The sequence below is a fragment of the Halomonas heilongjiangensis genome, from assembly GCF_002879645.1.
In the GTDB taxonomy this organism is placed as follows: domain Bacteria; phylum Pseudomonadota; class Gammaproteobacteria; order Pseudomonadales; family Halomonadaceae; genus Halomonas; species Halomonas heilongjiangensis.
On sequence record NZ_PNRE01000025.1, the window covers coordinates 84,381 to 108,262 of the forward strand.

At 67.9% G+C, this 23,882-nt stretch carries 23 protein-coding genes and 1 pseudogene; 12 read left to right on the forward strand and 12 right to left on the reverse strand.

The window, feature by feature from the left end; genetic code table 11:
• Nucleotides 1-134 precede the first annotated feature (134 nt).
• From uvrB to C1H66_RS05335, 3 genes are all read right to left on the reverse strand, one after another.
• A complete protein-coding gene (gene uvrB / locus C1H66_RS05325) occupies nucleotides 135-2,168 on the reverse strand; it encodes an excinuclease ABC subunit UvrB (RefSeq protein WP_102626863.1) in 2,034 nt (677 codons plus the stop codon).
• A 76-nt stretch (nucleotides 2,169-2,244) separates the two neighbouring features.
• Nucleotides 2,245-2,667, reverse strand: coding sequence for an OsmC family protein (locus C1H66_RS05330; protein ID WP_102626864.1), 423 nt, complete (start codon nucleotides 2,665-2,667; stop codon nucleotides 2,245-2,247).
• Nucleotides 2,668-2,685: 18 nt separating this feature from the next.
• The gene (locus C1H66_RS05335; protein WP_102626865.1) at nucleotides 2,686-2,883 is read right to left on the reverse strand and encodes a hypothetical protein; all 198 of its coding nucleotides are present in this window, start codon (nucleotides 2,881-2,883) and stop codon (nucleotides 2,686-2,688) included.
• Between the two features lie 157 nt (nucleotides 2,884-3,040).
• Here C1H66_RS05335 and ygfZ point away from each other — a divergent pair, with 157 nt between their 5' ends.
• On the forward strand, nucleotides 3,041-4,090 hold the full coding sequence (gene ygfZ / locus C1H66_RS05340; RefSeq protein WP_102626866.1) for a CAF17-like 4Fe-4S cluster assembly/insertion protein YgfZ: 1,050 nt from the start codon (nucleotides 3,041-3,043) through the stop codon (nucleotides 4,088-4,090).
• A gap of 32 nt (nucleotides 4,091-4,122) precedes the next feature.
• Here ygfZ and C1H66_RS05345 read toward each other — a convergent pair whose 3' ends face one another.
• Together C1H66_RS05345 and prfC are read right to left on the reverse strand one after the other, a co-directional pair.
• Nucleotides 4,123-4,890, reverse strand: a complete 768-nt coding sequence (locus tag C1H66_RS05345; RefSeq protein WP_102626867.1) for a TatD family hydrolase — start codon at nucleotides 4,888-4,890, stop codon at nucleotides 4,123-4,125.
• Between the two features lie 179 nt (nucleotides 4,891-5,069).
• Nucleotides 5,070-6,659 carry a peptide chain release factor 3 gene (gene prfC / locus C1H66_RS05350; protein WP_102626868.1) on the reverse strand — a complete coding sequence of 530 codons (1,590 nt, stop codon included), beginning with the start codon at nucleotides 6,657-6,659 and terminating at the stop codon, nucleotides 5,070-5,072.
• Nucleotides 6,660-6,871: 212 nt separating this feature from the next.
• On the opposite strand from prfC, the gene C1H66_RS05355 reads away from it, so the two are divergent.
• Both C1H66_RS05355 and C1H66_RS05360 read left to right on the forward strand, forming a co-directional pair.
• A complete protein-coding gene (locus C1H66_RS05355; protein WP_102626869.1) occupies nucleotides 6,872-8,143 on the forward strand; it encodes an ATP-binding protein in 1,272 nt (423 codons plus the stop codon).
• A gap of 37 nt (nucleotides 8,144-8,180) precedes the next feature.
• The gene (locus tag C1H66_RS05360; RefSeq protein WP_102626870.1) at nucleotides 8,181-8,720 is read left to right on the forward strand and encodes a response regulator transcription factor; all 540 of its coding nucleotides are present in this window, start codon (nucleotides 8,181-8,183) and stop codon (nucleotides 8,718-8,720) included.
• Between the two features lie 27 nt (nucleotides 8,721-8,747).
• Here C1H66_RS05360 and C1H66_RS05365 read toward each other — a convergent pair whose 3' ends face one another.
• Together C1H66_RS05365 and hybE are read right to left on the reverse strand one after the other, a co-directional pair.
• Nucleotides 8,748-9,521: a 3-hydroxybutyrate dehydrogenase gene (locus C1H66_RS05365; protein WP_102626871.1), complete on the reverse strand. Its 774-nt coding sequence runs from the start codon at nucleotides 9,519-9,521 to the stop codon at nucleotides 8,748-8,750.
• A gap of 68 nt (nucleotides 9,522-9,589) precedes the next feature.
• Nucleotides 9,590-10,018 carry a [NiFe]-hydrogenase assembly chaperone HybE gene (hybE, locus tag C1H66_RS05370; RefSeq protein ID WP_170064087.1) on the reverse strand — a complete coding sequence of 143 codons (429 nt, stop codon included), beginning with the start codon at nucleotides 10,016-10,018 and terminating at the stop codon, nucleotides 9,590-9,592.
• A gap of 107 nt (nucleotides 10,019-10,125) precedes the next feature.
• On the opposite strand from hybE, the gene C1H66_RS05375 reads away from it, so the two are divergent.
• From C1H66_RS05375 to C1H66_RS05385, 3 genes are all read left to right on the forward strand, one after another.
• On the forward strand, nucleotides 10,126-10,947 hold the full coding sequence (locus C1H66_RS05375) for an inositol monophosphatase family protein (protein ID WP_102626873.1): 822 nt from the start codon (nucleotides 10,126-10,128) through the stop codon (nucleotides 10,945-10,947).
• Between the two features lie 154 nt (nucleotides 10,948-11,101).
• The gene (locus C1H66_RS05380) at nucleotides 11,102-11,374 is read left to right on the forward strand and encodes a GrxA family glutaredoxin (protein ID WP_102626874.1); all 273 of its coding nucleotides are present in this window, start codon (nucleotides 11,102-11,104) and stop codon (nucleotides 11,372-11,374) included.
• Nucleotides 11,375-11,542: 168 nt separating this feature from the next.
• Nucleotides 11,543-12,310 (forward strand): VOC family protein, encoded by a 768-nt coding sequence (locus C1H66_RS05385; RefSeq protein WP_102626875.1) that lies wholly within the window; start codon nucleotides 11,543-11,545, stop codon nucleotides 12,308-12,310.
• Between the two features lie 200 nt (nucleotides 12,311-12,510).
• Here C1H66_RS05385 and C1H66_RS05390 read toward each other — a convergent pair whose 3' ends face one another.
• Nucleotides 12,511-13,173, reverse strand: coding sequence for a CoA transferase subunit B (locus C1H66_RS05390; RefSeq protein WP_102626876.1), 663 nt, complete (start codon nucleotides 13,171-13,173; stop codon nucleotides 12,511-12,513).
• Nucleotides 13,174-13,242: 69 nt separating this feature from the next.
• Nucleotides 13,243-13,944 carry a CoA transferase subunit A gene (locus C1H66_RS05395; RefSeq protein ID WP_102626877.1) on the reverse strand — a complete coding sequence of 234 codons (702 nt, stop codon included), beginning with the start codon at nucleotides 13,942-13,944 and terminating at the stop codon, nucleotides 13,243-13,245.
• Between the two features lie 147 nt (nucleotides 13,945-14,091).
• Between C1H66_RS05395 and C1H66_RS05400 the strand changes: the two genes are divergently transcribed.
• The 6 genes from C1H66_RS05400 (at nucleotide 14,092) to C1H66_RS05425 (ending at nucleotide 19,292) form a co-directional block, all read left to right on the forward strand.
• Entirely contained in the window at nucleotides 14,092-14,997 is a 906-nt protein-coding gene (locus C1H66_RS05400; protein ID WP_102626878.1) for a LysR family transcriptional regulator, read from the forward strand.
• Nucleotides 14,998-15,070: 73 nt separating this feature from the next.
• Complete coding sequence (locus C1H66_RS05405; protein ID WP_102626879.1) at nucleotides 15,071-15,937, forward strand: acetyltransferase; 867 nt, start codon at nucleotides 15,071-15,073, stop codon at nucleotides 15,935-15,937.
• Nucleotides 15,889-16,833, forward strand: coding sequence for a LysM peptidoglycan-binding domain-containing protein (locus C1H66_RS05410; protein ID WP_102626880.1), 945 nt, complete (start codon nucleotides 15,889-15,891; stop codon nucleotides 16,831-16,833). Before C1H66_RS05405 ends, C1H66_RS05410 begins: the two co-directional genes overlap by 49 nt.
• 122 nt (nucleotides 16,834-16,955) lie before the next feature.
• Nucleotides 16,956-18,116, forward strand: coding sequence for a glycosyltransferase family 4 protein (locus tag C1H66_RS05415; protein ID WP_102626881.1), 1,161 nt, complete (start codon nucleotides 16,956-16,958; stop codon nucleotides 18,114-18,116).
• Nucleotides 18,088-18,630 carry a phosphatase PAP2 family protein gene (locus C1H66_RS05420; protein WP_102626882.1) on the forward strand — a complete coding sequence of 181 codons (543 nt, stop codon included), beginning with the start codon at nucleotides 18,088-18,090 and terminating at the stop codon, nucleotides 18,628-18,630. Before C1H66_RS05415 ends, C1H66_RS05420 begins: the two co-directional genes overlap by 29 nt.
• Before the next feature lie 47 nt (nucleotides 18,631-18,677).
• The gene (locus C1H66_RS05425) at nucleotides 18,678-19,292 is read left to right on the forward strand and encodes an alpha-ketoglutarate-dependent dioxygenase AlkB family protein (protein ID WP_102626883.1); all 615 of its coding nucleotides are present in this window, start codon (nucleotides 18,678-18,680) and stop codon (nucleotides 19,290-19,292) included.
• Here C1H66_RS05425 and C1H66_RS05430 read toward each other — a convergent pair.
• The 3 genes and pseudogenes from C1H66_RS05430 to C1H66_RS05440 all read right to left on the reverse strand — a co-directional run bounded on the left by C1H66_RS05430 (nucleotide 19,282) and on the right by C1H66_RS05440 (nucleotide 23,882).
• Complete coding sequence (locus C1H66_RS05430) at nucleotides 19,282-20,592, reverse strand: O-antigen ligase family protein (protein ID WP_170064088.1); 1,311 nt, start codon at nucleotides 20,590-20,592, stop codon at nucleotides 19,282-19,284. The genes C1H66_RS05425 and C1H66_RS05430 overlap by 11 nt on opposite strands.
• Nucleotides 20,593-20,731: 139 nt before the next feature.
• Nucleotides 20,732-21,715: pseudogene (locus tag C1H66_RS05435) on the reverse strand (SIS domain-containing protein); the annotation flags it as partial.
• Between the two features lie 196 nt (nucleotides 21,716-21,911).
• A complete protein-coding gene (locus C1H66_RS05440; protein WP_102626886.1) occupies nucleotides 21,912-23,882 on the reverse strand; it encodes a polysaccharide biosynthesis protein in 1,971 nt (656 codons plus the stop codon).

Genomic DNA, 23,882 nt, shown 5'->3' on the forward strand with positions numbered 1-23,882 from the left:
TGGCGGGCTCGAACGGGGGCGGATTATACCCCACCGGTGCCCCGGCCGCAGTGACCTACCACCAAAGGGTCGATCCTCCGGGGGATTCAGCATGGGAGATAACGGTATAAGTCGAGAGGGGACTCGACTCGCCATCAGGCCGAGCCGAGCAGCAGTTGCCGTTCCTTGAGTCCATGCAGCCGGTCACGCAGCCGCGCGGCCTCCTCGAACTCGAGGTTCTGGGCGGCCTCGAACATGGCATCCTCGACCCTGGAGACCTCCTTGAGCAGCTCGCCGGGCGACAGGTCGGCGGGATCGTAGATCGCGGCCGCTTCGGCCACCTGGCGCTCGGCCTTGCGGCCCTTGCCCTTGCCCTTCCTGCCGGGCGCCTGGGCGGCCTCGAGGATATCGGCCACCGACCGGGTCACGGTCTGCGGCGTGATGCCATGGGCCTCGTTGTGGGCGAGCTGCTTGTTGCGCCGACGCTCGGTCTCGTCCATGGCGCGACGCATGGAATCGGTGGTTCGATCACCGTAGAGGATCGCCTTGCCATGGGCGTTGCGGGCGGCCCGGCCGATGGTCTGGATCAGCGAGCGCTCGTTGCGCAGGAAGCCCTCCTTGTCGGCGTCGAGGATCGCCACCAGCGACACCTCGGGAATGTCGAGGCCCTCGCGCAGCAGGTTGATGCCGACCAGCACGTCGAACTTGCCGAGGCGCAGGTCGCGAATGATCTCCACCCGCTCGACGGTGTCGATGTCGGAGTGCAGGTAGCGCACCCGCACGTCGTGCTCGTCGAGGTATTCGGTGAGGTCCTCGGCCATGCGCTTGGTCAGGGTCGTCACCAGCACCCGCTCCCCCACCGCAGCGCGCAGGCGGATCTCCGACAGCAGGTCGTCGACCTGGGTGGACGCCGGGCGCACCTCGATCTCCGGATCGACCAGCCCGGTGGGACGCACCACCTGCTCGACCACCTGGCCGGCGTGCTCGGCCTCATAGGGCCCGGGGGTGGCCGAGACGAAGATGGTCTGGGGACAGATCGACTCCCACTCCTGGAAGGTCATGGGCCGGTTGTCCAGCGCCGAGGGCAGGCGGAAGCCGTACTCGACCAGGGTCTCCTTGCGCGAGCGGTCGCCCTTGTACATGCCGCCCACCTGGGGGACGCTGACATGGGACTCGTCGATGAACAGCAGTGCGTCGCTGGGCAGATAATCGAAGAAGGTGGGAGGCGGCTCGCCCGGGTTGCGGCCGGAGAGGTAGCGCGAGTAGTTCTCGATGCCGTTGCAGTAGCCCAGCTCGTGCATCATCTCGATGTCGTAGAGGGTGCGCTGCTCGAGGCGCTGGGCCTCCACCAGCTTGTCGTGCTGCCGAAGCCACCCCAGTCGCTCGGCCAGCTCGCCCTTGATCATGTCCGCGGCCGCCAGGATCGTCTCCCGGGGCGTCACGTAGTGGCTCTTGGGGTAGATCGTCATGCGTGGCACCTTGCCGTGCACCTCGCCGGTCAGCGGGTCGAACAGGCTGATGGTGTCGATCTCGTCGTCGAACAGCTCGACACGCACCGCCTCCTCGTCGGAATCGGCGGGATAGATGTCGATGACATCGCCGCGCACGCGGTAGGTGCCGCGCCTGAAGTCCATGTCGTTGCGGGTGTACTGCAGCTCCGCCAGGCGGCGCAGGAAGCGCCGCTGGTCGATCAGCTCGCCACGAGTGAAGTGCAGACGCATCTTCAGGTACTGGTCCGGGTCGCCGAGACCATAGATCGCCGATACCGAGACCACGATCAGCGCATCGCGGCGCTCGAGCAGCGCCTTGGTGGCCGAGAGGCGCATCTGCTCGATATGGTCGTTGATCGAGGCGTCCTTCTCGATGAAGGTGTCCGACGAGGGCACATAGGCCTCGGGCTGGTAGTAGTCGTAGTAGGAAACGAAGTACTCCACGGCGTTGTCGGGGAAGAACGCCTTGAACTCGCCGTAGAGCTGGGCCGCCAGGGTCTTGTTGGGCGCCATCACGATGGTCGGACGCTGCAACCGCTGCACCACGTTGGCCATGGTGAAGGTCTTTCCCGACCCGGTGACGCCGAGCAGCGTCTGGTGGGCCAGGCCGGCCTCCAGCCCCTTCACCAGGCCGTCGATGGCCGAGGGCTGGTCGCCGGCGGGCTGAAACCTGGACTGAAGGCGAAACGACTTGCTCATGGTGGCTCCGGGAACGCTTCGGGCACCGCGGCGATGCCCTGGAAGAAGCTGGGGGGTGGCACGATGCCGGGCAGGCTCAGGCCTCGGCGACACTGGTCGTGCGGGTAGCGACCTCCACGGTGGCACTGGTCATCAACCGGTGTATCGGGCAACGGTTGCTGATCTCCTCCAGCCGGGCAAGCTGCTCGGGGGCGTCGATGCCGTGGAAGGTCATCACCACTTCGAGTCGATAGGTGCCCTGGCGTTCCTCGCGGTCGTCGCGGTTGACCCTGACGCTCACCCCTTCGAGCGGCCATGCCTTGCGCCGGGCATACATCTGGGCGGTGATCGCCTTGCAGGCCCCCAGCGACAGGTCGAAGTAGTCATGGGGATCCGGCGCCCCGCCCTCGCCACCGAAGGCTTCCGGCACATCCACGTAGAGGTCCTCGAAGCCATCGAGTTCGACCCGCTGGCGGTAGATGCTGTTGCGTTCGCTGATCACCTCGATGCTCTTCTTCATCTCCCGCCCCTGTGTGGTTCACTTGACTTCGATGGGCAGCCCGAGGGCCTGCACCGCCTGGATCAGTGCCTCGCGCCGGGCCCGCCCCTCGACGTCGGCGCCGTGGCGACCGACCTCGACACTGTCGACGCCGTCGAGCATCATCAGCGCCGTGGTGATACGGTTGATCTGGTCGGCGTCATCGACGCCCTTGAAAGTCAGCGACTGGTGCGCCATGGCGTGCTCCGTTGACATGCATGAGCTGTCGTGAATACATAAGATCAAGGTTCGAGTCTAGCATGGCCTTGATGTTCCGGCAGCGGTTGCAATGCCGCCCCGACACCCGCATTACTCTGGTAGACATGGACCGAGCAACGACGACAGGAGTGCCGGAATGAACGAATGGATCGCCGCCCTGGGGGGGCGGCAGGTGGCCGAGGACCGGGTCGAGTTCGACCAGGCAGCGCCCGGCGCGCCGGTCCCGGCGCGTCTGGCGCTGGAGGACACCGTGATGATCCCCCTGGTCCATCTCGGGGTACTCGATGTGGCGGGTCCCGATGCCGAGAAATTTCTGCAGGGGCAGACCAGCGCCCAGGTGACCCTGGCCGACGGCGAGTTTGCCCCCCTCACCTGCTTCTGCACCCCCAAGGGGCGCATGCTGGCCAATGCCCAGTTGTGGCGGGTGGCGCCGGAACACTACCGGCTGGCGATGCACCGTAGCCTGGTGGGCCCACTGGTCGATCTCCTGAAGAAGTTCGCCGCCTTCTACCGGGTGGAGCTCTCGGTGCGTGACGACCTGGCGCTGCTCGGGCTGATTGGTCGCGAGGCGGCCGCGCTGGCCGAGGTGCGCTTCGATATCATCCCGCCGAAGACCTGGCATCAGGCCGGCGACGCTGACATCCAGGTACTGGCCCACCCCGGGCCGCGGCCTCGCCTGCTGACCTGCCTGCCTGCCGAGCAGGCCACTGAGGCCTGGCAACGCCTGGCCGAGCATGCCACGCCGGTGGGCAATGCGGTGTGGCGGCTGCACGATATCCAGGCCGGCCTGGCCTGGCTCGACGCGAGCCAGGGCGACACCTACCTGCCCCAGATGATCAACTGGGAGGCGCTCGGCGGCATCAGCTTCAAGAAGGGCTGCTACACGGGGCAGGAGGTGGTGGCCCGCGCCCACTTCCGGGGCCAGGTGAAGAAGCGCCTGGTGCGCGCCCAGCTCGATGGCAGCCTGCTGCCCGAACTCGGCAGCACCATCCGGGATGCCGAGGACAAGTCGTGCGGCGAGGTACTGGCCGCCGAGCTGGACGCCTACGGCGAGGCCGAGGTGTTGGCGGTGATGAGCACGAAGGAGCCGCTCCTGCCGCTGCGTGTCGCCGGCCAGAAGCTCAAGTTGCTGAAGCTGCCCTATCCCATCGAACGGCTGGACCCGGAGGCCCTGGCGGCGAAGTAAGGTCCCCCGGTGGACTGGGCGCCCCCTTGACCTCAGCCTCCACCCAGACCGAATAGCCGCCTGGCCGTGGCCGTGCTGTCCGCCGCCACCCTCTCTTCATTCTGCCCGCGCAGCCGCGCCACCGACCGGCACACCTCGGCGACCCGGGCGGGCTCGTTGCGCTCGCCGCGGTGGCCGGCGAGTGGCATGTCGGGGCTGTCGCTCTCCAGCACATAGCCGTCGTCGGGCAGCGATTCCACCGCACGCCGCAGCCGCCTGGCCCGGTCGAAGGTGACCGCACCGCCCAGCCCGACCCTGAAGCCAAGATCGAGAAACTTGCGCGCCTGTTGCGGCGAGCCGGCGAAGGCGTGGATCAGCCCGCCCGCGGGCAGGTCGAGCTGGCGCAGCCGCTTGGCGACCTGGTCGTTGGCGCGCACGCAGTGGATCACCACCGGCAGGCGGCGTGACCTGGCCAGGCGCAGTTGGGCATCGAAGAGCCGCCACTGGGCGTCCAGGGTCTCCTCGAAGCGGGCATCGATGCCGCACTCTCCCACGGCCACCGCCCCGGGGTAATCGTCCAACGCCTGCCCCAGTGCCTCGACATCCCCCGCGGCGTGCTCATCCATGAAATAGGGATGCAATCCCAGGCAGATATCGACGTCGTCGCGCCGCCCCAGCGCCAGCACCTCCCCCCAGCGGGCCCGGGTGGTGGCCGGCACCACGAAACGGGCAACGCCCGCCGCCCTGGCCCGCTCGATGACCGCCTCGCGGTCGGCGGCGAAATCGGGGAAGTCCAGATGGCAGTGGGCGTCGATCAGCATTCCACCCCTCCTCGTCACTGGGAGACACTCCGAGGTTACCGGTCGGCGCTTGGCGCGTGCAAAAGCGAACCTCATTTGTCATGGATGACAAATGGAGCGCCCAGGGAGGGGTTCACAGCGCGTGAGCGTTGCACGCGGCAAGATCAGCCGACCTTGCCACCAACATCAGTTCATGCCGATCAATGCTCCCGCGTCGGCTGGAAACGGATCTCCGGCCAGCGCTCCTGGGTCATCTGCAGGTTGACCCGGGTCGGGGCGATATAGGTCAGGTAGCCGCCACCGTCCATCGCCAGATTGGCGCCCGCCTTGCGCTTGAACTCGTCGAGCTTCCTGGCGTCGTCGCAGTAGATCCAGCGCGCGGTGTTGACGTTCACCCCCTCGTAGACGGCTTCGACCTTGTACTCCTCCTTGAGGCGGTGGGCGACCACGTCGAACTGCAGGGTGCCCACCGCGCCGAGGATCAGGTCGTTGTTGTCCAGCGGCATGAACACCTGGGTGGCGCCCTCCTCGGAGAGCTGCTGCAGGCCCTTCTGCAGCGCCTTCATCTTCAGCGGATCCTTGAGACGCACGCGCTTGAACAGCTCCGGCGCGAAGTGCGGGATACCGGTGAAGCGCATGTCCTCGCCCTGGGTGAAGGTATCGCCGATCTGGATGGTGCCGTGGTTGTGCAGGCCGATGATGTCGCCGGGCCAGGCCTCCTCCACCTGGGTGCGATCCGAGGCCATGAAGGTCAACGCATCGGCGATTTTCACGTCCTTGCCGATCCGCACATGGCGCATCTTCATGTTCTTCTCGTACTTGCCCGAGCAGACCCGCAGGAAGGCGATACGGTCACGGTGGTTCGGATCCATGTTGGCCTGGATCTTGAAGACGAAACCGGTGAAGCGACCGTCGTCGGCCTCCACGGTACGGGTATCGGTCTCGCGGGGCTGAGGCGACGGCGCATACTCGACGAAGCCGTCCAGCATCTCGCGCACCCCGAAGTTGCCCATGGCGGTGCCGAAGTAGACCGGGGTCAGTTCGCCACGCAGGTAGGCCGCGTGATCGAAGGCGTGGGAGGCCCCGCGCACCAGTTCCACCTCCATGCGCAGCTCCTCGGCCAGGTCCTCGCCGAGCACCGCCTCGACCTCGGGATTGTCCAGCCCCTCGATCCGCCGGTCCTCGGGAATGCGGCTGCCCTGCCCCTGGGTGTAGAGATGGATGACATCGTTGTAGAGGTGGTAGACGCCCTTGAAGCCGCGCCCCATGCCGATCGGCCAGGTCATCGGCGCGCACTGGATGTCGAGCACCGTCTCGACCTCGTCCATCACCTCGATGGGGTCGCGGATGTCGCGGTCCATCTTGTTGACGAAGGTGAGGATCGGCGTGGTGCGCAGCCGACACACCTCCATCAGCTTGATGGTGCGCGCCTCGACGCCCTTGGCGCCGTCGATCACCATCAGCGCCGAATCCACGGCGGTCAGGGTGCGGTAGGTATCCTCGGAGAAGTCCTCGTGGCCCGGAGTATCGAGCAGGTTGACGATGCGCCCCCCGTAGGGGAACTGCATCACCGAGGTGGTCACCGAGATGCCCCGCTCCTGTTCCATCTTCATCCAGTCGGAGGTCGCATGACGATCGGCGCGCTTGCTCTTCACCGAACCGGCCAGCTGGATGGCGTTGCCGAACAGCAGCATCTTCTCGGTGATGGTGGTCTTGCCCGCGTCGGGGTGCGAGATGATCGCAAAGGTGCGTCGCAGCCCGACTTCACGGGCCAGGGTGGCGTCTGACATCGATTTCGATTTCGTCTGCATGGCACCGGTGCCCCGGTGCGTGAATGAAGGCATATGACAGGGATGGCGGGCATTCTACGGCTTTGACGACGCGAAATGTAGGGTCGGCCGTCTTCAATCGACGCGACACGGCGGCATGCGCCGCCGGCGGCCATGTCGGCGGCCCGCTCGAGATCGGTTATCATCGCCGGGCAATGAACCGTGGAGATCCCATGCCCACCGCCCTGCCCCTGCCGTTGTCCACCCCCAGCCGCAACCTGGTTCGCCTGACCTTCGTGCGCGGGATCACCTGGACCGGTTTCCTCGCCGCCATCATCATCGGCATCGAGTTGCTCGGCTTCGAGCTGGAAGTCCCGGCGGTGATCGCGGTGATCGTCGGCATGGCGATGATCAACGTGGTGACCTGGTGGCGCCTGGGCCGCCCACGGGCGGTCACCCACCACGAATACCTGGTCCATCTGCTGGCCGACGTGGTCGGCCTGACGCTGCTGTTCTACTTCACCGGTGGCTCCACCAACCCCTTCATCACCTATTACCTGGTGCCGGTGACCATTGCCGCCGCCACCCTGCCCTGGCGACACGCCTGGGTGATCGCCGTGACCGCCATGGGCGCCTACAGCTTCCTGATGGTCTTCTACCAGCCGGTGCCCCAGCTCAGCCAAGGCCATGCCACCGGCCCGTTCAACCTCCACGTGCTGGGCATGTGGCTCAACTTCGGCCTCTCGGCGGGCCTGGTGACCTTCTTCATCTACAAGATGGCCCATGCGCTGCGCAACCGGGATCAGGCGCTGTCGCGCACCCGCGAGGCCGCACTGCGCAACGAGCAGGTACTGGCCGTGGCCACCCAGGCCGCCGGCACCGCCCACGAGCTCGGCACGCCGCTCTCCACCATGGCGGTGCTGCTCGCCGAGATGCGCGAGGAGGCCCGTGGCGACCCGGCGCTGGAGAAGGACCTGGCTCTGCTGCGCCAGCAGGTCGACACGTGCAAGTCACGACTGCAGCACCTGGTGGCCAGCGCCGATCGGCAGCGCCTGGCCGAACCCCGGATCCTCGACGCCGAGCGGTGGCTCACCGAGGTGGTGCAGCGCTGGTTGGTGCTGCGCCCCGATGTCGGTCATCGACTCGAGATCGCCGGGCGCCGCGGCCGCCCCTGGCTCGCCGTCGATCCCACCCTGGATCAAGCGCTGACCAACCTGCTCAACAACGCCGCCGATGCCAATCCCGACGACATCACCATTCGCCTGGACTGGAGCGCCGACGACGTGATCATCGACATCCGCGACCACGGCCCGGGGGTGGCCATGTCGATCGCCGACCAGCTCGGCGAGACCTTCGTCTCGACCAAGAGCAAGGGCATGGGCATCGGCCTGTTCCTGACCCACGCCACCATCAACCGCTTCGGCGGCGGCGTCAGCCTGTACAATCATCCCGAGGGCGGGACCCTCACCGAGGTGATCCTGCCGCGAAGAGCCCCGGCGGAATGATCCCCTGCCCCTGCGACGACTCCCCTGCGAGGCCCCCATGCAAGACACCGCACAACGCCTGCTGATCATCGATGACGACGAGATGTTCTGCCATGTGCTGGACCGTGCCATGACCCGCCGCGGCTACGAGGTCCTGGTGGCCCACGATGCCGAACAGGCGCTGTCACTGGCCGGGCGACACTCGCCCCAATTGGCCACCCTGGACCTGAAGCTGGAGCACGACTCTGGACTCAAGCTGCTTCCCGAGCTGCTCGAGGTGGTACCGGAGTGCCGCGTGGTGGTGCTGACCGGCTACTCGAGCATCGCCACCGCCGTGGAGGCGATCAAGCTCGGGGCGGTGAACTACCTGTGCAAGCCGGCGGACGCCGACGAGGTGCTCGCCGCGCTGTTCAAGCAGGAGGGCGATCCGGATATCGAGGTCGCGGAACATCCCCCCTCGATCAATCGCATCACCTGGGAACACATCCAGAAGGTGCTCCAGGAGCACGACGGCAACATCTCCGCCACCGCCCGCGCCCTGGGCATGCACCGCCGCACCCTGCAACGCAAGCTGCAGAAGCGGCCGGTGAGGCGCTGAAAGCTCGATACTCCCGGCGAAGCCGGGTTATTGCGCCGTCCAGCCCAGGTCGATGTTGTAGCTCGAGCCGGTGACGGCCCCGGCGACATCGGAGGCGAGATAGGCCACCAGCTCGGCCACCTCGGACGGCTCGATCAGGCGCTTCACGGCGGCGTTCTTGAGCATGATCTTCTCGACCACCTCCTGCTCGTCCATGCCGTGCAGTTTCGCCTGATCGGCGATCTGGTTGTCCACCAGCGGGGTCTTCACATAGGCCGGGCAGATGGCGTTGGCGGTGATGCCCTGGGAGCCCCCCTCCAGCGCCGCGGTCTTGGTCAGGCCGATCATGCCGTGCTTGGCGCTGATATAGGCCGACTTGCCGGGCGAGGCGACCTGGGCATGCACCGAGGCGATATTGATGATGCGCCCCCAGCCATTCTCGCGCATGGAGGGCCACGCGGCCTGACAGAGCAGGAAGGGCGCGGTCAGCATCAGGTCGAGGATCTGGCGCCACTTCGCCTCGGGGAACTCCTCGATGGGCGACACATGCTGGATGCCGGCGTTGTTGACCAGGATATCGACGCGCCCGAAACGCTTGATCGCCTCGGCCACCGCCGCCTTGCAGGCCTCGCCGTCGGTCAGGTCGGCCTGGAAGAACGCCGCCCCGGCCGCCTCGGCGATCTCCTTGCCGGCCGGATTGAAATCCACCGCCAGCACCTGGTGTCCCTGTTCGCAGAAATGGCGGACCACGGCCTCGCCGATACCGCTGCTGGTCCCTGTCACCAGGGCGACGCGGGGAGTGGAAGATGCGGTCGATGACATGCGTGGCTCCTTTGCGGTGTCCGGATCGTGTCGGGAAGACGGATCGGCCATCAGCATAAGGCTCACGATCACCCGGCGCCAGTTCGGTCGTCGGGCGCCGCCGGTGCCATGACCCGCTCCATCAACTGCTGGGCCAGGCGGCTCGCCGCCTCCCGCGAGCCGAGGTCGGAGAGGTCGTCAAGGAGCTCGCAGCGCCATAGCCAGAGCGTCTCGTCGAGTTGCTCGGCGCGGAAAGCGTAATCGCCCGAGGGCAGGGAGACGCGACGGGTGCTCTGCGCTGGCGGGGGCGACGCCTCGGGCAACAGCACCAGCGACAGTGACAGCGGCGTGACCAGCGCCCCGAGCAAATGGTCGCCGTGGCGCTGGAAGCAGAGGGCGTCGGCCGTGAGCCTGGGATTGAAGCGCGGGTCACGCTTGGCCGCCTTGAGATGGCGGCCCGTCCAGGCATCGGCCAGCTCGCGCAGCCGGGCATACTGTTCGGGGCTCAGGGCCTGCATCGTCTCCTCCTTGGTGCAAGGGTCAGTATACCGGCCGGGGTGGCGTTCGGCAGCGACGCCTCGAGCTGCTAGCATGAACGGGCCCACCAGCCACGAGAGAGGTGCCCATGCAGCCCGCCGAGCGCCTGAAGATCGCCGTCGACATCGCCCGGGAAGCGGGGCGGTTGATCGCCGAAGCCCGTGACCGCCAGGCCTTCGGCCACCGCTACAAGCAGGGCCACGAACTGGTCACCGACGTCGACGTCGCAGTCGACACCCGCATCGGCGAGCGTCTCCAGCAGCACTTTCCCGACGAGGCGCGGTTGAGCGAGGAGCTGGCACCGGACCGCAGCAACCTGGCGCACCCCCAACCGCTATGGATCGTCGACCCCATCGACGGCACCGTCAACTTCGCCCACGGGCTTCGCCACGTGGCCGTCTCCATCGGCTGGGCCCACGAGGGACGCATCCGGTTGGGGGTGGTCCATGCCCCCTTCCTCGACGAAACCTTCACCGCCATCGCCGGCCAGGGCGCCTGGTGCAACGACGCCCCGATCCAGGCCAGCCGGGCCGGCAACCTGAAGCACTGCCTGGTGGGCACCGGTTTCCCCTACCGCCGCGACAGCCGCCCGCCGCTGATGCGACGCCTCGCCGCCGTGCTCGACCACTGCCAGGACGTGCGGCGCAACGGCTCGGCGGCCCTCGACCTATGCGACGTGGCCTGCGGCCGGCTCGATGCCTACTACGAGAGCGTCTCGCCCTGGGATTTTGCCGCCGGCTGGCTGATCGCCCGCGAGGCCGGCGCCCGCACCGGTCATCTCTACCCCTGCCCCGAGGGCATCCCCGAGGACCTCTACGGCGAGAACCTGCTGGTCACGAGCCCCGGCATCCATCGCGAACTCGGCGACCTGCTGCGTCGCGCCGACAGTGGTGAAGTGGACCCTCCCTGAACCTGGCGTCACCCCCGGCGATAGCCCCCTGCAATGGGCGCCCTAGCCACCCCCTATTGGCCAGCGCACCCACGATCGGTCACAATGGCCCCCGATTCTTCCCATTCCCTTTCACACTTCCCCCGTGCTCACGACGAGTACCAGGAGATCGCTCATGTTCGTCGTCATCTTCGGTCGCCCCGGCTGCCCCTTCTGCGTACGTGCCGTACAGCTCGCCGAGAAACTCGAGGCCGCCAGCGCCATCGATGGCTTTCGCTACGTCGACATCCATCACGAGGGCATCACCAAGGCCGACATGGAGAAGACCATCGGCAAGCCGGTCCACACCGTGCCGCAGATCTTCGTCGACCAGACCCATGTCGGCGGCTTCACCGAGTTCGACCAGTACGTGCGCGACCAGAGCCTGCTGGCAACCGCCAACGCCTGAGCGGTTCCGTGACGGCACCGACGCTGGCGTGCAGGCTTACCCGCACCTCCCGGGACGGCCCGGGAGCGTCTTCCCCTCGTTGAATGGCCCACGAGACCCTCTGCCTATACTTTCGCCTTACACGGCCGGCTCGGGGCCGAAGGGCGTCACGACAGAGGGACATGCAAGATGCAGCGGGAAGAGTTCGTTCAGCAACTGTGGCTGGACTATGTCCATCAGCACCCGGATATCGGCGGGCTGCGACTCTGGCCGGTGGAGGCACCGGCAGAGTACCTCTCGATCCTCACCCTGAACCACGGGCCCTACGGCATGGATGCCCTGCTGCCGACCCTGGCCCACTTCGGTTATCGCCTCCAGCACCGCCACGCCATGGCCGACCGCGGCCTGCTGGTGTCGCTGCTCTCTCCCCCCGGCGACGAGGCCTGGCTGGTGCTCGCCGAGTTGCAACTCGGCACCCTCTCGCGAGCCCCCCGCAGGCGACTCGAGTCGCTGGTCGCCCAGACGCCGCCGGAGGATCGCCGCGGCCAGAACCTGCTCTGCCGCGGCCGCCCCTGGCCGATGCCCGACTGGCCGACCTACCAGGCCCTGTGCCAGGCCCATCCCCTGGCCGGCTGGCTCTCGGTGATGGGCCCGCGCATGCACCACGCCGGCTTCGACTGCCAGCGACTGGGCCATGACCTCGCCGACCTCGACACCCGCATGGGCGAGGTGGGACTGGCCGGCAATCCCGACCGCCACCACGGTATCTTCCCCGTCTCGCCACTGCTCGGCTATCGCTTCTACCCCACCTGCTCGCAGCGGCTGGCGTTCGCCGAGGGCGACGAGCACCGCATCGAGCTCGGTGGCCTGGCACTGGTACAGAAGCAGGTCAGCGCCAACCAGGAGCGTGCCGTCGAGCTGTTGCTGCCTCACCACACCCGTTGCGAGATGTCATGAGGCGGCAACCGCATTCATCCACAGAATCTGTGGATAACGCTGTGCAGTAGCCCTGGGAAAGGCCCGACAGGCACCACCCCGGCGGCCCCACCCACGAAACGGTCAGATTTTCGACAGCGGCCGTCCGCGCCCCCCCGGAACGAGCACGGCCCGGACGTCAGACGTCCGGGCCGTGGGCGTGCGTGTCCCCCGCTGCGGGGTCAGGCGTCGAAGGTCATCTCCGGCACGTGATCGGGGACGATCAGCTTGCCGGCGGTCTTCTCGACGATCTCCTCGACGGACACGCCCGGGGCACGCTCCTTGAGGATGAAGGCCCCATCCTTGATCTCCAGGTAGGCCAGGTCGGTCAGCACCCGGTTGATGCAACCCGCCCCGGTCAGTGGCAGGGAGCACTTCTCGAGGAGCTTGGATTCACCGTGCTTGGAGGCGTGGGTCATGGTGCAGATGATGTTCTCGGCACCGGCCACCAGGTCCATGGCCCCCCCCATGCCCTTGATCAACTTGCCGGGGATCATCCAGGAGGCGATGTTGCCCTGCTGGTCGACCTCGAAGGCGCCCAACACGGTCAGGTCCACATGACCGCCGCGGATCATGGCGAAGGACTCGGCCGATGAGAAGATCGCCGCGCCCGGGCGGGCGGTGACGGTCTCCTTGCCGGCATTGATCATGTCCGGGTCGACTTCCGCTTCGGTGGGATAACGCCCCATGCCGAGCAGGCCGTTCTCGGACTGGAGCATGACATCGATGCCATCGGGAATATAGTTGGCCACCAGGGTCGGGATACCGATCCCCAGGTTGACGTAGAAGCCGTCTTCGAGTTCGCGCGCCACGCGCTGTGCCATCTGTTCGCGAGTGAGTGCCATCTTGTTGCCTCTTGTATTCGGTGGAGAAGCACCGGCCCCGGGGCCGGCCATCGGGGTCGCAGGCCGAGCTCAGCCTTCGCGCACGGTGCGCTTCTCGATACGCTTCTCGAAGGTGCCCTGGATGATCCGATCGACATAGATGCCCGGGGTGTGGATCTGGTCTGGCCGGAGTTCGCCGGGCTCGACGATCTCCTCGACCTCGACCACGGTGATCTTCCCGGCAGTCGCGGCCATGGGGTTGAAGTTCTGGGCGGTATCGCGATAGACCACGTTGCCGTAGCGATCGGCCTTCCAGCCCTTGACGATGGCGAAGTCACCGACCACCGACTCCTCGAGGATGTAGTGACGGCCGTTGAACTCACGGACCTCCTTGCCCTCGCCGATCGGCGTGCCGTAACCGGTGGCCGTGTAGAAGGCCGGGATGCCAGCCCCCCCGGCGCGCATCTTCTCGGCCAGGGTGCCCTGGGGGGTGAGGACCACTTCGATCTCGTCGTTGAGCATCTGCTGCTCGAACAGCGCGTTCTCGCCCACGTAGGAGGCGAAGATCCGACTGATCTGCCGCCCCTCGAGCAGCAGCCCGAGGCCGAAGCCGTCCACCCCGCAGTTGTTGGAGTAGATCGTCAGGTCCTTGACGGCACGACGCTTGATCTCGCTGATCAGGTTCTCGGGGATGCCGCAGAGCCCGAAGCCCCCGGCGATCACGGTCATGCCGCTCTCGATGCCGTCCATTGCCTCTTCGTAGGAATACACACGCTTGTCGAATCCGGCCATAGTGACGCCTCGTGTTGTTGTGGGATGAATGTCGCTGGATGCCGCGATCTCCTGGCACCAGTGTTGTGCGCGATGATATATTTGTTAAGTTTGTTTTTCTTATCGATTGATGATTAAAGACAATAAATTAAACCTTGGTAGCATGCCATGACCGTCAAGCAGCTTCGAGCCTTTCTCGCCGTCGCCCAGACCCTGAGCTTTACCCAGGCCTGCGAACGACTCCACCTGTCCCAGCCGGCACTCAGCCTGGCGATCAAGGGGCTGGAGGTGAGCCTGGGCGGGCGCCTGTTGATCCGCAGCACGCGCAGCGTGCGCCTGACCCCGGAGGGCGAATCACTGGTGCCCCTGGCCAAGCGTCTGCTCGCCGAGTGGGACAATACCGAGGAGTTGCTGCGCCAACGCTTCACCCTGCAGCTCGGGCGCCTGGCGGTGGCGACCATGCCCTCCTTCGCCAGCAACCTGCTGCCGCCGGCGCTGATGGCCTTTCGGCAACGCTATCCACGGGTCAACATCACCGTCCACGACGTGATCAACGAGCAGGTCATCGACATGGTGCGCAATCGCCAGGTGGAGCTGGGCGTCGCCTTCGAGCCCGAGGCCACCGGCAGTCTCACCTTCACGCCCCTGTTCGTCGACCGCTTCGTCGCCGTGGTCCCCGCGGACTCCCTGCTGGCCGACCACGAGAGACTCGACTGGGCGACCCTGCTGACCCATGACTTCATCACCCTGCAGCGGCCCTCCATGGTCCGCCGCCTGCTCGAGCAGCAGCTCGAGACCCGCGGCATCGTCCTGCCCACCGCCTTCGAAAGCCATCAACTGGCCACCGTGGGGCGCATGGTCGCCAGCGGCCTCGGGGTCAGCGCGATACCCTCGCTGTGCATCCGGCAGATGCAGGAACTCGGTGCCCGCTGCCTGCCACTGGTCGACCCGGTGATCGAGCGCGCCGTGGGGGTCGTCACCTATGGAACCCATGAACTCTCGGTGGCCGCGCTGGCGCTGCAGGAGGTCCTCGCCGAGACCACCCGCCCCCCGCTGCCAGCCCCGAGACGTTGAGTCGTGCGACTGGTGGACCCGCAACCGATCCATTAGCATTGCCGCTTTCGCCATCGTGACGAGGAGTCCTGGCATGTCGTCCCTCAAGGGGCTCGTCAGCGTGCTGCTGCTGATCCTCACCACCCTGTTCTGGGGTATCCCGCTCATCGCCTTGACCCTGGTCAAGCTGGTCACCCCCGGGCGCCGCCTGCGCCGGCTCGTGCTGCGTGGCCTCAACGAGGTGGCATTGAACTGGGTGGGTTCCAATCTGTGGTGGATGCGCCGCTGGCTCAGGCCCCGGCTCGACATTCACCTCCCCGAGGGCCTCTCCCGCGAGCAGTGGTGGCTGGTGCTCTCCAACCATCGTAGCTGGACCGACATCTTCCTGCTGTTCTTTGCCCTGCATCGCCGCATTCCCATGCCCCACTTCTTCGTCAAGCGCCAGCTGATCTGGATTCCCATCGTCGGCCTGGCCTTCTGGGCCATGGAGTTCCCCATGCTGCGGCGTCTGACCCGTGAGCAGCGCGAGCGTCATCCGCAGCTGGCGCGCCGCGACCGGGAGGCCACCGAGCGCATGTGTCGCCATGCCCGTGAGCGCCCCATCGCCATCTACAACTTCGTCGAGGGCACCCGTTTCACCCCCGCCAAGCATGCCGCCCAGGCCTCCCCCTACCGCCACCTGCTGCGGCCCCGGGCCGGCGGCATCGCCCAGGTGCTGGGCCTGCTCGGCGACCGCCTCGGTGGTATCCTCGACGTGACCCTGCGCTACGACAACCCGCGGCCCACCTTCTGGGGCTACCTCTGCGGCCAGGAGGGGCCGGTGAGCCTGACTGCCAGGCGCCTGGCGGTTCCCCACTGGATGGTGGAGGGCGACTATCACGACGACCCGGACTACAAGGAACGCTTCCACTCATGGCTGAACGCCCTGTGGCAGGACAAGGACGCCTCGCTCTCGCACTGATCCTGATCGCGCTGCTGCTCGCCGGCTGCGCCGGGCGCGGGGGGGAGGCGCAGCGCAGTGACGCCCCCGGCATCGCCGGTCAGTGGGTCACGGTGCAGCGCGGCGACACCCTGGGCGCGATCGCCCGTCGGGGCGGCGTGCCGCTCGAGCGCCTGCAACGCTTCAACCCGGGGGTCGACTCCCGTCGTCTGGCCGTGGGACAGCGACTGCTGATGCCGACCCAGCAGGAGCGCGCGCCCTCCGGCGGCCCCTATCGCTACCAGATTCGCCCCGGCGACACCTACGCGGGCATCGCGCGGCGCTTCAACACCCGGGCGTCGCGCCTCCAGGCCGCCAACCCCGGGGTCGAGCCCACCGCCCTGCGCATCGGCCAGATCATCCAGGTACCTCTCGCCGACGGCTCCTCGAGTGCTCGGCGCAGTGCCGGCAGCAGCGCTGGCGCCAGCCGCAATCCCGCCTCGGGCGGCACGAGCGCCCCCCCTGCCCGGGCCAGCCTGCCGGATCCCGGTGACCTGCCCGCCTCGGCCCGCAACTGGCCCTGGCCGCTGGACGACTACCGGATCGTGCGTCGCTTCGGCGCCGACGGCCGCGGTACCCTGCAGCCCATGCTGCTGGCCACCGCCCGCGGCGCCAGGGCCAGATCGGTGGCCGACGGCGAGGTGCGCTTCGCCGATACCATGCGCCAGCTCGGCCAGGTGGTCATCGTGCATCACGCCGACAACCTGCAAAGCGTCTATGCCCTGTGCGAGAGGCCGCTCGTGAGCAGCGGCGATCGCATCAGTCGTGGCGACGAGGTCTGCGAAGTGGGCTACAGCAACGCCACCGAACGCTTCGACCTGCTCTTCGACCTGCGCCATGGCGGCAAACCCATCGATCCTCGCCGCGTCCTGCGCTGACCCACCGGGCCCCGTCCGGCGTCATCGTCCGTTCATGGCACCGACGCCGGGCTGTCACGCCCCGGTGCGATCCTCGGTTCCTGACAGGGCCCCGCCGGGCCCGCGACAGGACGAGGAGTGTCATGCGCATCTGTCTGGTCAGCGAGACCTGGTCCCCCGACATCAACGGCGTCGCCCACACCCTGGGCCAACTCGCCGGCGAGCTGCATCGCCGCGGCCACGTCCTGCAGCTGATTCGTCCCCGCCCGATCGCCGCCGGCGCCCCCCGGGCCGACGCCATGGAAGCCGAACTCCAGGTGACCGGCATCCCCATGCCCGGCTACCGCGAGGTACGCTTCGGCCTGCCCGCCTCGCAGGCCATCATGCACCTGTGGCGCCAGCAGCGGCCCGACGTCATCTACCTGGCCACCCAGGGGCCGCTCGGCTGGTCGGCCCAGCGGGTGGCCCGCCGGCTGTCGATCCCCGTGGTCGGCGGCTGGCACACCAACTTCGATCACTACTGCCGTGACTACGGCCTGCCCTGGCTGGCACCGCTGGTCACCCGGCGTCTGCGAGCCTTCCACAACCGCTGCGTCACCACCCTGGTACCGACCCGGCAGCAGGCCGGCGACCTCGCCGCCAGGGGCTTCGAGAACCTGCGAGTCATGGGACGGGGAATCGATGGGGAGCGTTTCTCGCCGGCCCATCGCGACCCCGAGCTGCGCAGGCGCTGGGGCAGTGACGACCACCGCCCGGTGGCGCTGCACGTCGGACGCCTGGCGCCGGAGAAGAACCTGCCGCTGTTGCGCGAGACCTTCCTCGCCATGCTCGATGCCCGACCCGACCTGACCCTGGTCATCGTCGGCGACGGCCCGGGACGCCCGGCCCTGCAGCGAGCATTGCCCGACGCCCACTTCACCGGCTTCATCGACCAGCAGGCCCTGGTTCGCCACTATGCCAGCGCCGATCTCTTCGTCTTCCCCTCGGTCTCCGAGACCTGGGGCAACGTGGTGCCGGAGGCCATGGCCAGCGGCCTGTCGGTCGTGGCCTTTCGCCAGGCCGCCGGCGCCGAACTGATCGACGATGACAGCAACGGCGTGAGCCTCCCGGTGGGCGACGAAGCGGGGTTTCGCGAGGCCGCCGCCCGCCTCTGCCGGCAGCCCGCCCGTTATGCACGGCTGGGACGCGCCGCCCGCAGCCGTGCCCTGCAGAACGACTGGTCATCGGTCACCGATGACTTCCTCGCCGCCCTGATCCATGCACGGGAGACCCGCCATGAAGCCACGAGCCCCTGCCGTGTTTGAGCGCCTCGACCTGCTCGAATGGCACCTCTGTCGTCGCCTGGCCCGCCTCAACCTGCACCGCCCCTGGCTGGCCGCCCTGCGCCTGGCCAGTCGCCTCGGCGACTGGCCGGCGTGGGTGGCGCTGATCCTGATCCAGCCGCTGCTGCATGGGCAACGAGGCGGGTGGCTGATGGCCCAGTACACCGCCACCGCCCTGGTCGCCATCGTCGTCTACCGGCTGATCAAGACCCGGCTCTGCCGGGAGCGCCCCTTCATCACCTTCAAGCACGCCATCGCCTGCACCGAGCCGGCCCGGGATCGCTACAGCTTTCCCAGCGGCCACACCATGCACGCGGTGATGTTCTGCACCTTCACGGCCACCCACGCCCCCTGGCTGCTGCCCGCGATCGTGCCGTTGACGCTGCTGATCGCCCTCTCCCGTGTCGGGCTCGGCCTGCACTACCTCAGCGACGTCGTCGCCGGCGCGGCGATCGGCTACGGCTTCGCCCTGGCGAGCCTGTCACTCGCCAGCTGAGCACCGCATGGCTGGAGCGTGCAACGCGGCCATGGCATGCTGGCGGCATGATCGACTACCGACCGGTCGGCGGCGCCATGCTGCTCGCCGAGCCCCTCGTGGTGCGCTTCGACGCCCTGCTCGGCGAACCCGCCGCCGGCCGGGCGCTGGAGCGGCTCGACCGCGAGCTCGACTGGCAACGCCCCCGCTTGCGCCTCTACGGCCGCGAACACCCGATCCCCCGTCGCCAGGTGTGGATGGGCGACACCGAGGCCCGTTACCGCTACTCGGGGAGCGACTTCAGCCCCGAGACCTGGCACCCCGAGGCCTCCCGCCTTCGCGATGCGGTGATCGCACGACTGGCCGCCGCCGGGATCCGCGCCGACTTCAACAGCGTGCTCCTCAACCGCTACGCCGGCGGCGAAGAGCGCATGGGCTGGCATGGTGACGACGAGCCGGAGCTGGGTCCCGATCCGTTGGTCGCCGCGGTGAGTCTGGGCGCCGAGCGCCCCCTGCGTTTTCGCTGGAAGAAGAGGGACGGCGAGGCATTCAACGCCTGGCTACCCCACGACAGCCTGCTGTTGATGGGCCCCGGGGTGCAGCGACGGCTGCAGCATGCGCTGCTGCCGCGTCGCATCCCCGGCCTGCGGATCAGCCTCACCTTTCGCCGCATCATCCCGTGAGCCCCGCCCGCTCCGCCAGCGGTGCCTGCCGATAGCTCCCCCACAGGATCACCAGCATCAGGCCGTAGACCAGCCCGCCCGCGGGGTAGGCCAGGAAGCTGTAGGTGAGCCCGAAACCGAGAAACGCCACCGGCAGCAGGACGCCCGCCATCGCCAGGGCACGGCGTTCCCGCGTTCCGTCGCGGAGTCCTCCGACGAACAGCCACAAGGGCACCAGGTAGAGGGCAAGCAGGGTGGCCAGGCCCGGCAACCCGCGCTTGGCCCAGGCGTCGAGCAGGTCGTTGTGGGCGTGCCAATAGCGCCCCAGTGACGGCACCTGAAGCCCGCTCAGGCTCCGCTCGCGCATCTCCTGCCGATACCCGCGGGCCCCCCAGCCGGCCAGGGGACGGTCGGCGACCAACCGCGCGGCTCCCTTCCACATCTCCAGCCTGGCGCTCACCGAGGTCATCTCCTGGTCACCCTCCAGGTACTGCTCCATGCTCTCCACGGCGTTGTCGATGCGCCGCTCGACGCCGGTCTGCGGCGCCACATAGAGGCCAACCAGCAACAGCCCCAGCAAGCCGACGCCGGTCAGTTGCCAGCGCAGCGCCAGCCGGGGGCCATAGCCGCGATAGAGCACCCAGAGCGCCAGCGGCAGCCCGATCCAGCCGCCTCGGGAGCCGGAGAATGCCGAGACCATCAGCCCCGAAAACCCACCCGCAGCGAGCAGCAGCGTCCAGCCCAGACGCCGGTCCCGGCCGAGGGCCCAGCCCAGGCCGGCCAGGCAGATCAGGCCGACGAGCAGGCCCAGGTTGCCGAACAGGATGGCATGCAGCGGCTCGTGGCCGTCGGCCCGGGCAGTGCCTTCGACGAGCCGTTGCCATGCCGCCCACCCGCCGGTGGCCAGGCTGCCCGCGGCGAACCCACCCCACAGCCAGGCCGACGACACCCGGAGCCGCGACAGCGCCACCAGGGTCAGCACGGCCAGCCATACCGGCCAGGCGTCCTTGAGCCCGCGGAGTCCCTCGCCGTGCCAGGGCCCGGCGATCACCCAGCTCAGCCCATAGCACAGCAGCACCGCCATGACCCAGCGATCCTGGCGTCGGGGAAAGGGCAACGGCGGTCGCTCGTTCGCGAGCAGCGCGGCCAGCCCCAGCAGCAGCGGCACGATGGCCAGCGTCCACCAGGGCAGTACGAGAAACCCGACCCCGAAAAACGCCAGTGCCATGCCCGCGAGGCGGGCATGGCACTGGTCTTGCCGAGCAGGCGTCGGCCGGGCGAAGGGCCCGGGCAGCACGCGATGATGTCCGTCGTCGATCATGGCCGCTGTTTCATCCGCTGAATCACTTGCCGTTCCGGGCCACCCATGCCCGGCCGCCATCCTGGCAACGCCCGAGTGCCCGTCGGACTTTCTCTGACCGCATGGTCCCCCAAAGGTGCCCCGTCCCGGCGGCCGAGGCCTACTCCACGATCACCGACTTCGCCAGGTTGCGGGGCTGATCGACGTCGGTACCGCGTGCCACCGCCACACGGTAGGCGAGCAACTGCAGCGGCACGGTATAGACGATGGGCGCCAGGTACTGGCAACACGCCGGCACACTGATCACCTCCATGCCCTCCTCATGGCGGATCCCGGCATCGGGGTCGGCGAACACCAGCAATTGGCCGCCACGGGCCCGCACCTCCTGCAGGTTCGAGCGCAGCTTCTCCAGTTGGGGTGACATCGACGCCACCGCCACCACCGGCATCTGGCTGCCGCGGCCGAGGGAGAGAGCGTGCCGCCGGCCGGCGAAGTCATCGGCGAGCCGGGCGATTTCCTCATCCAGCATCAGGGTGTCGCCGAGCAGGGTCGGCAGATAGCGCAAGCGGCGGACCAGCCGGGCGGTGAGCGCGGGATCGCCACCGCGCACCTGCCGCAGCGCCAGGGTGACCAGCATCAGCGTGGTGAGCTGGGTGGTGAAGGCCTTGGTCGAGGCGACGCCGAGCTCCGATCCGGCGTGGGTCATCAACGCCAGGTCGGACTCGCGCACCAGCGAGCTGCCGGGCACGTTGCAGATCGCCAGGCTCCCCGCATAGGCCTGCGTGCCCGGCCGGCGGCCGGCATGGCGCAGCGCGGCCAGGGTATCGGCGGTCTCGCCGGACTGCGACAGCGTCAGGAACAGGGTGCCCGGCTGGGCCACCACTTTCCGGTAGCGGTATTCCGATGCGACCTCCACCTGACAGGGCACCCCGGCCAGTTCTTCGAGCCAGTAACGAGCCACCAGGCCGGCATGGTAGCTGGTGCCGCAGGCGACGATGTGGACCTGACGCGTGGCCGCGAGCAACCGCTCGGCGTCGGGCCCCAGGGCCTCGACGCGCACGGCGTCGTCGCCCAGGCGCCCCTCGAGGGCATTGGCCACTGCCTCCGGCTGCTCATGGATCTCCTTGAGCCTGTAGTGGGCGAACCCGGCGGAGTCATGGCCCCGATACTCGAGACGCTTCAGGCCTTCCATCAGTACGGGCAGGACATTGTCCGACCCGACGGCAGCAACGATGCCACACATGTTGGCTCCTCCCTGAACAGCGCCCCGGGACGATCCGGGGCGGTGATGCGGTGATCGGCATGACGTGCCGGCGCCCTCCGGTGGCGCCGTTCCCTTCTCAGGCCTGGCCCTGGCGCTCGAGTGCCGGACGCAGGCGGGTAACCGGCGCCGGTGGCCGGGCCCCCGCAGACGCAGCACTCCTTTCCAGCCACACCAGGTCGACGATCTCGCCCTGGGGCCGGAAAGCGGTGGGCGCCTCCAGCAGCAGCTCGCGGATGTCGTCGTGGCGGAAATCGCGACAGGCCTGGAAGAGCCGCTCGAGGAAGCCCTCGAGCCGTGGCCACTCCCAGCACACCTCGCGGGCGGTCATGATGCGGGGATGCGAGGTAGGAGCGACGTCATCGCCCACCAGCAGCTCCTCGAAGAGCTTCTCGCCGGGGCGAAGACCGCTGCAGGCGATGGCGATGTCGCCATCGGGATGGCGCTCGTCACGCACCTTGAGGCCGGAGAGCCGGACCATCTGGCGGGCCAGCTCGGCGATCTTCACCGGCTCGCCCATGTCGAGCACGAAGACATCCCCGCCACGCGCCATGGCCCCGGCCTGGATCACCAACTGGGCGGCTTCGGGAATGGTCATGAAATAGCGGGTGATCTCGGGATGGGTCAGGGTAATCGGTCCGCCGGCCTGGATCTGGCGGCGGAACAGCGGCACCACGGAACCGCTGGAGCCGAGCACATTGCCGAAACGCACCATGCAGAACCGGGTCTGGTGCTGGTGACCGGCCAGGGCCTGGCAGACCAGTTCGGCGAGACGCTTGCTCGCGCCCATCACGTTGGTGGGGCGTACCGCCTTGTCGGTGGAGACCAGCACGAAGGTCTCGACCCCGGCGGCGATGGCGGCCCGTGCCGTCTCGAGGGTCCCGAAGACGTTGTTGCGGACGCCCTCCACCACGTTGTGCTCGACCATCGGCACATGCTTGTAGGCCGCGGCGTGGTAGACCGTCTGGACGGCAAAGGCCTTCATCACCGTCTCCAGGCGCGAACGATGCTGCACCGAACCGAGCAGTGCCTTGATGCCGACCTCGAGGCCCTCGTGCTCGGCGAACTGGCGCAGTTCCTGCTCGATGCGGTAGAGACTGAACTCCGACAGGTCCAGCAACAGCAGGCGCACCGGACCGTGACGCAGGATCTGGCGACACAGCTCCGCACCGATGGAGCCACCGGCACCGCTGACCATGACCACCTTGCCGCGGATGTTGGCATCCATCAGCGCCGGGTTCGGCGGCACCGGGTCGCGACCCAGCAGATCCTCCACCGCCACGTCGCGGACCTCACTGATTCGTGCACGGCCACTCACCATGTCGGCCACGCCGGGGATGGTCTGCACCGGGAAGCCCTGGGGCTCGAGATCGGCGAGGATCTCGCGGCGACGCTCCCGACTGACGCTGGGGATGGCCAGCAACACGCGATCGGCGCCGTAGGTATCCGCCAGGTAGCCCAGTTGACGCGGCGGATAGACCTTGAGCCCCTCGATGAAGGTGTTCTGGACGCTGCGGGCATCGTCGACGAAGGCGATCGGCAGGTACTCCTGCCCATGACGCAGCGACACCGCCAGCTGGCGCCCGGCCGCCCCGGCGCCGTAGATCACCACCCGCTGCTTGTGGCGGATCTGGTTGCGCAGGTAGATCGCCCGTAGCCCGAAGCGCACCCCGCCGATGGTCAACAGCGCCAGCATGGAATAGATGAAGGGGACCGAGCGTGGAATCCCCAGTGCGAACAGGTAGCTGGCCAGGGGCAACGACAACGCCGAGACGCTCACGCCGATGAACACCGCGCGGATCGCCTTGTGGCTCATGTAGCGAATCACCGCCCGGTAGAAGCCCAGCCGGATGAAGATCGCCAGGCTGAGCGGGATCATCACCAGCAGCGCCGCCCAGGTACGCACCTCGCCCAGGGGGGCCCAGTCCTCGAGCCGCAGCAGCATCGCCAGCAGGAAGCTGAAGGTGATCAGCGCGCAGTCCGCCAACAGCTGGATGGTGCGCTTGCGCCTGCGGGGCAGGCGAAACAGCGGTTGCAGAAGATCTCTCAT

Excerpts from the sequence above, each read along its gene's own strand:
- uvrB (WP_102626863.1), bottom strand. The coding sequence starts at position 2,168 with ATGAGCAAGTCGTTTCGCCTTCAGTCCAGGTTTCAGCCCGCCGGCGAC.
- C1H66_RS05330 (WP_102626864.1), bottom strand. The coding sequence starts at position 2,667 with ATGAAGAAGAGCATCGAGGTGATCAGCGAACGCAACAGCATCTACCGC.
- C1H66_RS05335 (WP_102626865.1), bottom strand. The coding sequence starts at position 2,883 with ATGGCGCACCAGTCGCTGACTTTCAAGGGCGTCGATGACGCCGACCAG.
- ygfZ (WP_102626866.1), top strand. The coding sequence starts at position 3,041 with ATGAACGAATGGATCGCCGCCCTGGGGGGGCGGCAGGTGGCCGAGGAC.
- C1H66_RS05345 (WP_102626867.1), bottom strand. The coding sequence starts at position 4,890 with ATGCTGATCGACGCCCACTGCCATCTGGACTTCCCCGATTTCGCCGCC.
- prfC (WP_102626868.1), bottom strand. The coding sequence starts at position 6,659 with ATGTCAGACGCCACCCTGGCCCGTGAAGTCGGGCTGCGACGCACCTTT.
- C1H66_RS05355 (WP_102626869.1), top strand. The coding sequence starts at position 6,872 with ATGCCCACCGCCCTGCCCCTGCCGTTGTCCACCCCCAGCCGCAACCTG.
- C1H66_RS05360 (WP_102626870.1), top strand. The coding sequence starts at position 8,181 with ATGCAAGACACCGCACAACGCCTGCTGATCATCGATGACGACGAGATG.
- C1H66_RS05365 (WP_102626871.1), bottom strand. The coding sequence starts at position 9,521 with ATGTCATCGACCGCATCTTCCACTCCCCGCGTCGCCCTGGTGACAGGG.
- hybE (WP_170064087.1), bottom strand. The coding sequence starts at position 10,018 with ATGCAGGCCCTGAGCCCCGAACAGTATGCCCGGCTGCGCGAGCTGGCC.
- C1H66_RS05375 (WP_102626873.1), top strand. The coding sequence starts at position 10,126 with ATGCAGCCCGCCGAGCGCCTGAAGATCGCCGTCGACATCGCCCGGGAA.
- C1H66_RS05380 (WP_102626874.1), top strand. The coding sequence starts at position 11,102 with ATGTTCGTCGTCATCTTCGGTCGCCCCGGCTGCCCCTTCTGCGTACGT.
- C1H66_RS05385 (WP_102626875.1), top strand. The coding sequence starts at position 11,543 with ATGCAGCGGGAAGAGTTCGTTCAGCAACTGTGGCTGGACTATGTCCAT.
- C1H66_RS05390 (WP_102626876.1), bottom strand. The coding sequence starts at position 13,173 with ATGGCACTCACTCGCGAACAGATGGCACAGCGCGTGGCGCGCGAACTC.
- C1H66_RS05395 (WP_102626877.1), bottom strand. The coding sequence starts at position 13,944 with ATGGCCGGATTCGACAAGCGTGTGTATTCCTACGAAGAGGCAATGGAC.
- C1H66_RS05400 (WP_102626878.1), top strand. The coding sequence starts at position 14,092 with ATGACCGTCAAGCAGCTTCGAGCCTTTCTCGCCGTCGCCCAGACCCTG.
- C1H66_RS05405 (WP_102626879.1), top strand. The coding sequence starts at position 15,071 with ATGTCGTCCCTCAAGGGGCTCGTCAGCGTGCTGCTGCTGATCCTCACC.
- C1H66_RS05410 (WP_102626880.1), top strand. The coding sequence starts at position 15,889 with ATGGCTGAACGCCCTGTGGCAGGACAAGGACGCCTCGCTCTCGCACTG.
- C1H66_RS05415 (WP_102626881.1), top strand. The coding sequence starts at position 16,956 with ATGCGCATCTGTCTGGTCAGCGAGACCTGGTCCCCCGACATCAACGGC.
- C1H66_RS05420 (WP_102626882.1), top strand. The coding sequence starts at position 18,088 with ATGAAGCCACGAGCCCCTGCCGTGTTTGAGCGCCTCGACCTGCTCGAA.
- C1H66_RS05425 (WP_102626883.1), top strand. The coding sequence starts at position 18,678 with ATGATCGACTACCGACCGGTCGGCGGCGCCATGCTGCTCGCCGAGCCC.
- C1H66_RS05430 (WP_170064088.1), bottom strand. The coding sequence starts at position 20,592 with ATGATCGACGACGGACATCATCGCGTGCTGCCCGGGCCCTTCGCCCGG.
- C1H66_RS05440 (WP_102626886.1), bottom strand. The coding sequence starts at position 23,882 with ATGAGAGATCTTCTGCAACCGCTGTTTCGCCTGCCCCGCAGGCGCAAG.